The organism is Okeania sp. (assembly GCF_983059655.1).
Map to the genome: position 1 here is coordinate 1 of NZ_CEZPJD010000331.1, position 5,721 is coordinate 5,721.

General features: G+C 34.9%; 3 protein-coding genes. 2 read left to right on the top strand and 1 reads right to left on the bottom strand.

Features of this window, described 5'->3' with window-relative positions:
- The first annotated feature begins 508 nt into the window (after positions 1-508).
- Both AC3DU7_RS18245 and AC3DU7_RS18250 read left to right on the top strand, forming a co-directional pair.
- Positions 509-1,102: a restriction endonuclease subunit R gene (locus tag AC3DU7_RS18245; protein WP_488040737.1), complete on the top strand. Its 594-nt coding sequence runs from the start codon at positions 509-511 to the stop codon at positions 1,100-1,102.
- Positions 1,103-1,291: 189 nt separating this feature from the next.
- Complete coding sequence (locus AC3DU7_RS18250; protein ID WP_488040738.1) at positions 1,292-2,491, top strand: IscS subfamily cysteine desulfurase; 1,200 nt, start codon at positions 1,292-1,294, stop codon at positions 2,489-2,491.
- Positions 2,492-2,787: 296 nt separating this feature from the next.
- On the opposite strand, the gene AC3DU7_RS18255 is transcribed toward AC3DU7_RS18250, so the two are convergent.
- A complete protein-coding gene (locus tag AC3DU7_RS18255; protein ID WP_488040739.1) occupies positions 2,788-3,975 on the bottom strand; it encodes a glycosyltransferase family 4 protein in 1,188 nt (395 codons plus the stop codon).
- Positions 3,976-5,721: the final 1,746 nt, after the last annotated feature.

Below are 5,721 nucleotides of genomic sequence, written 5' to 3' on the forward strand. Positions count from 1 at the left end.
ACTCTAAGTGCCAAAAATAATTTTGTGGTCTACTCAAATGAAAAGCGCTGTAAAAATATAAGTCAAAATTAGCCCTGTGATATGAGGGCTAGAGCAAAACTACAAGTCTGATTATAACTTTTCTACTGGACATGATATTATTGGAATTTAGACTAACTAATTATTTGTAACATTCCTTTTTTTATTGGTATAGTACAACAAACAAAAAACATGACTGCAATTATTCAAACAAATAAACTAAATAGACATCTCCAGAAAAGAGGGAACAGGGAACACCGGAGCTGGGAACAGGGAAGAATAATTGATAATTTATGGATAAGAATTGATTTTATTTTTGATTTTTGGAGATGTCTAATATGATTGATGTTGAGCATAAATTTAGTCTCAACCAAACAGAAGAAAAGAGGGAACACCGGAGCTGGGAACACCGGAGCTGGGAACAGGGAAGAATAATTGATAATTTATGGATAAGAATTGATTTTATTTTTGATTTTTGGAGATGTCTAATATGATTGATGTTGAGCATAAATTTAGTCTCAACCAAACAGATGATATTCAATTTTTTAGAGAATGGTTTGATGGTTTACCCGAGATAACCGATATCGAAAAACAAGTATTAGACCGAGCAAAAGCAAATTATTTGAATGCCATTAAACATCGGGAAATTTTAGAAATTTTGGTAAAAATGACAGTAATTGCTCCCCTACTTGCTTGGGCAAATTTTTATCAGCTTCCTTTTGATATTGTAGATGAAAATTATATTGATGTTTCTGTGGAAACACAGGATGAACTTATTAAAGGTCGGATTGATATAATAGTTTTTAAACATCACTTATGTTTATTAGTAATTGAGTCAAAAAATGCTGGATTATCTATAATTAATGGTATCCCTCAAGCCCTCACTTATATGATGGCTAATCCTCATCCAGAAAAACCAATTTTTGGATTAGTTACAAATGGCATGGAATTAGTTTTCATTAAATTAATTCAACAAGATACACCTAAGTATGCTTTATCTGAATCATTCAGCTTATTGAAAAGAGAGAATGAGTTGTATAAAGTTTTAAGTATCTTAAAAAGATTAGGTAAAATCATCAATTAAATATTTCCAATAATAAAAAATATAATCAATTTTATTCCATAAATTATCAATTATTTTCCCTTAATCCTTCTTTTCTGGAAAAGTCTATTTTTATATTTTCTGTTCCCTGTTCCCTGTTCCCTGTTCCCTGTTCCCTATTCCCTAGAGCAATAAAATTTTGTACTTCCAACGAAAACTGCTGTAATTATTATGTTAAAACGTCCTATATATCTCGACTGCAATGCTACTACTCCTCTTGATGAACAAGTATTAAAAACAATGTTGCCCTATTTCACCGAACATTTTGGCAACCCTGCTAGTGTCACTCATCAATATGGTTGGGAAGCAGAAGCAGCAGTTAAAAAAGCTAGAGAAATTTTAGCTTCAGCTATTAATGCTACCCCCGAAGAAATTGTCTTTACTAGTGGAGCAACAGAAGCAAATAATTTAGCAATAAAAGGAATCGCCGAAGCTTACTTCAACAAAGGTAAACATATTATTACTATTGCCACTGAACATAATGCTGTTCTCGACCCCTGTGTATATTTACAAAACTTGGGATTTGAAGTTACTTATTTACCTGTAAATACAGATGGAATTATTGATTTAACTTCCCTAAAAACTGCCATACGTCCTGATACAATATTAGTCTCTGTCATGGCAGCAAATAATGAAATTGGTGTCCTACAACCCTTGGCAAAAATAGGAGAAATATGTAAAGAAAATTCCGTTATTTTTCATACTGATGCTGCACAAGCTATTGGGAAAATTCCTCTAGATGTACAGACAATTAATATTGATTTACTATCATTAACTGCCCATAAAATTTACGGACCAAAAGGTGTTGGCGCTCTCTATGTGCGTCGTCGTCATCCCAGAGTAAAATTAGCACCTCAAATACATGGGGGCGGTCACGAAAGAGGAATGCGCTCTGGCACTTTGTATACTCCTCAAATAGTCGGTTTTGGTAAAGCTGTGGAAGTGGCAATAGCAGAAATGGAGTTAGAGGCAAAACGGTTAACTACTTTGCGACAACAGTTGTGGGAAAAGCTGCAAACAGTGGGAAAGATTTTTCTCAACGGACATCCGACTCAGCGTTTGTCAGGAAATTTGAATATTAGCGTTGAGGGTGTAGATGGGCAAGCATTGTTATTGGGGTTACAACCTGTGGTGGCCGTGTCTTCGGGTTCCGCTTGTACTTCTGCAAAAATAGCACCTTCCCATGTTTTGGCAGCTTTGGGGCGCTCAGAAAAATTAGCTTATGCTTCCGTGCGTTTTGGCATCGGGCGGTTTAATACTGCTGAAGAAATAGACTTAGTGGCTGAACACGCGATCGCTACTATTACATCTTTACGGAAAGCCACCGTTTATAAAGTAGGGGAGTGGGGGAGTGGGGGAGTGGGGGAGTAGGGGAGTGAGGAGAATTTTTCTACCTTTTTCCTATTCTACTTCTAAATTTCCTGACTTCACCACTCCTGTACGTCGCCCTTACCTACGGCGACCCCACCAGAAGAGCAGCTAAAAGTACATACCGCATGAAAGATATAGCACTACGCAAATAGGGTGCGGACATTTATAAATGCGGATGCGACCTCGCGACGACGACAGTCGCATCTGGTAGCGCTATGCAGCTCAAAGTTAGTCATAGATAACTTTTGACTTTTGACTTCTGACTTGCGCGTAGCGCCATACTCCCCTTGTTTGAATTACCAAACAACCTGTAACCTTTCTGCTGCAACTCTCTGATAAACTATATCTGTTTGTTTCGCTATCCTACCCCAACAAAATTTATACTCTAATTCCTGATAAGCATTACTAACCAATTTTTGCATATAATCAGAATCTCTCAACGCCTCCACAATACCTTGTGCCAAAGAAACAGAATTACCAACTTTCGTGACAATACCTGTTCTACCATGTTCCACTACTTCTGGCAAACCACCCGTATCTGAAACTACCACAGGCACCCGCGCAGCAAAACTTTCCAAGGCAACAATGCCAAAAGGTTCGTAAAGACTGGGAAATACTGCACAGTCAGCGATCGCTTGAAACTTATCTAAATTTTCTTCAGACATAAACCCGGTAAAATGAAACCATTTAGAAACTCCCAAATTCCATACTTCTTTTTTCCAAAGGTCAGTTTTTCCGCCACCGATCATAATAAATTTTACCCGGTTTCCCATTTCTGAAATTACCCTCGGCGCTGCATTAATTAACACAGAAAGACCTTTTTCTGGGGTCATCCTACCTAAATAGTAGACAATTTTTTCTCGATCTTCTGCAAAATGCCTGCGGAAACTTACTGCATCAAACTCATCTCTGCTTGGTTTTTTGGCCGCACAAATACCATTATAAATTATATCTATTTTATCCCAAGGACTGTCTAAAGTTCTTGCTACTTCTATCTGCATATATCTAGAGCAAACAATTACTCGCCAAGCATTATAAACTAGCTCTTTTTCCTTTTCATTAATGTACTGTTGGCTATGATTATGAATACCGTTGTGACGACCATTCTCTGTGGCATGAATTGTCGCTATTAACGGTAATTTAAAGATATGTTTAAGAGCGATCGCTGCATCGGTGACTAACCAATCATGGGCATGAATTATATCAAAATTTTTCTCTTCTTTTATTAGTTTGCCTCCATGACGACCCATAGCTTCATTCATATTTGCTATCCAATGAAAGAAGTTTTGACTTGGTCCGACTGGCACTCTATGTACTTCTATCCCTTCTACAATTTCATACATTGGCGCTTCGCCAGACTTGACTGTGATTAAATGCACTTCATGTCCTAATTTCACCATTTCTGGGTATAATTCTGCAACATGACGTGCTATGCCTCCAATAATTCTTGGTGGAAATTCCCAGCTTAATACAAGAATTTTCATTACTACATAACTCCATTTTTTACAATTCTTAATCTTTAGTAATTTTACTTCAAAAATTATTTTTAATGTTTAACATTTTTCTAATAAATATAACGAATGCTTTAATTCAACTATTCTTGGCGATGTGAGTTAATTTCGGTTAATTACTATACCAAAAAATATACTTAATAATGATATTTATCCAAGTGAGATTTTTATTTTTAGACTATTTTATAAATTTTGTCAAGGTTATTAAATGACTGAAATACGAACTTGATACTGTTATGGAATTAGTATATACATGAGAATTTAACTTAATATTAATAACTATTATTCCATTATCTTTAAGATATCATTAATTTCCTATAATTCAAAATCTCAAGCAATCAATAAAAATAAGTATAATTATACAAGTATGAGGAATTATTAAAAATCATTAAGCAGCTGCGATCGCGCTTAAGTAATCAAAGCACTATAAATAATAGTTTTGCTACTTTACAGTCAAACAAAATTATCTAGTAATTGTAATAATATTAATTAATTTATGACCTTTGGTTCTATCTATTCTCAGGTCGTACACTTCATTAAGATATTTATAAATACTCTTTTTGGACTGGAGTTTCATTGTTAAATATTACTATTATTACTAAAATAATTATCTTTGATAAATATCTAATATTCAATCTGAATTAGGTTTTTTTAAGTATTAATTATTGAGTTAACTATTGAAAATTTTGATATTTTTTGATGGTGATTTGCTGCACGATAGACTTCCAGTCCGCTTTCCTATGGAATGCTACGCAAACGCGATCGCATTGGTCATTTGTCAAAAAATTTAGATGCGTTTGCCCTGGGCTAAGAACTACCAATATATAAATTTTCTCACTATTTTTGAGGAATGCAAGGCAAAAAACTTCACAGATTTTATGAGCTTCACAAAATGCTTAATTTGACTCCACTGAAACGAATATTTTCTCTATCTTCTCAATTGAGTGGAGCGATCGCTTATATCTCTATATTCTATATATAGATATAGTTATCAGTAGAAACTGCGGGATTTTTAGTTGAATAAAAAGTCATGTGTAGGGGCGAACAACTCCCAATACATAAATCATCTCACAATTTTTTGAGGAATGCAAGGCAAAAAACTTCACAGATTTTATGAGCTTCACAAAATGCTTAATTTGACTCCACTGAAACGAATATTTTCTCTATCTTCTCAATTGAGTGGAGCGATCGCTTATATCTCTATATTCTATATATAGATATAGTTATCAGTAGAAACTGCGGGATTTTTAGTTGAATAAAAAGTCATGTGTAGGGGCGAACAACTCCCAATACATAAATCATCTCACAATTTTTTGAGGAATGCAAGACAAAAAACCTCACAGATTTTTATGAGCTTCACAAAATGCTTAATTTGACCCTTCTAAATTGAGTGGAGTGTACGCTTATATATACAGGACTTACGCAGAACTACCATATCTAGTAGGGGCGAATGGGATTCGCCCTCTATGGATAGCTTGTTGTCTAAGAATTTGCGTAAGTCCTGATATATTTATTAGTAGAAACTGCGGGATTTTTAGTTGAATAAAAAGTCATGTGTAGGGGCGAACAACTCCCAATACATAAATCATCTCACAATTTTTTGAGGAATGCAAGACAAAAAACCTCACAGATTTTTATGAGCTTCACAAAATGCTTAATTTAATTCCACTGAAACGAATATTTTCTCTATCTTCTCAATTGAGTGGAGCGATCGCTTAT

Bases quoted from the DNA above. Each gene is read 5' to 3' on its own strand.
- AC3DU7_RS18245 (WP_488040737.1), top strand. From the start codon at position 509: ATGATTGATGTTGAGCATAAATTTAGTCTCAACCAAACAGATGATATT.
- AC3DU7_RS18250 (WP_488040738.1), top strand. From the start codon at position 1,292: ATGTTAAAACGTCCTATATATCTCGACTGCAATGCTACTACTCCTCTT.
- AC3DU7_RS18255 (WP_488040739.1), bottom strand. From the start codon at position 3,975: ATGAAAATTCTTGTATTAAGCTGGGAATTTCCACCAAGAATTATTGGA.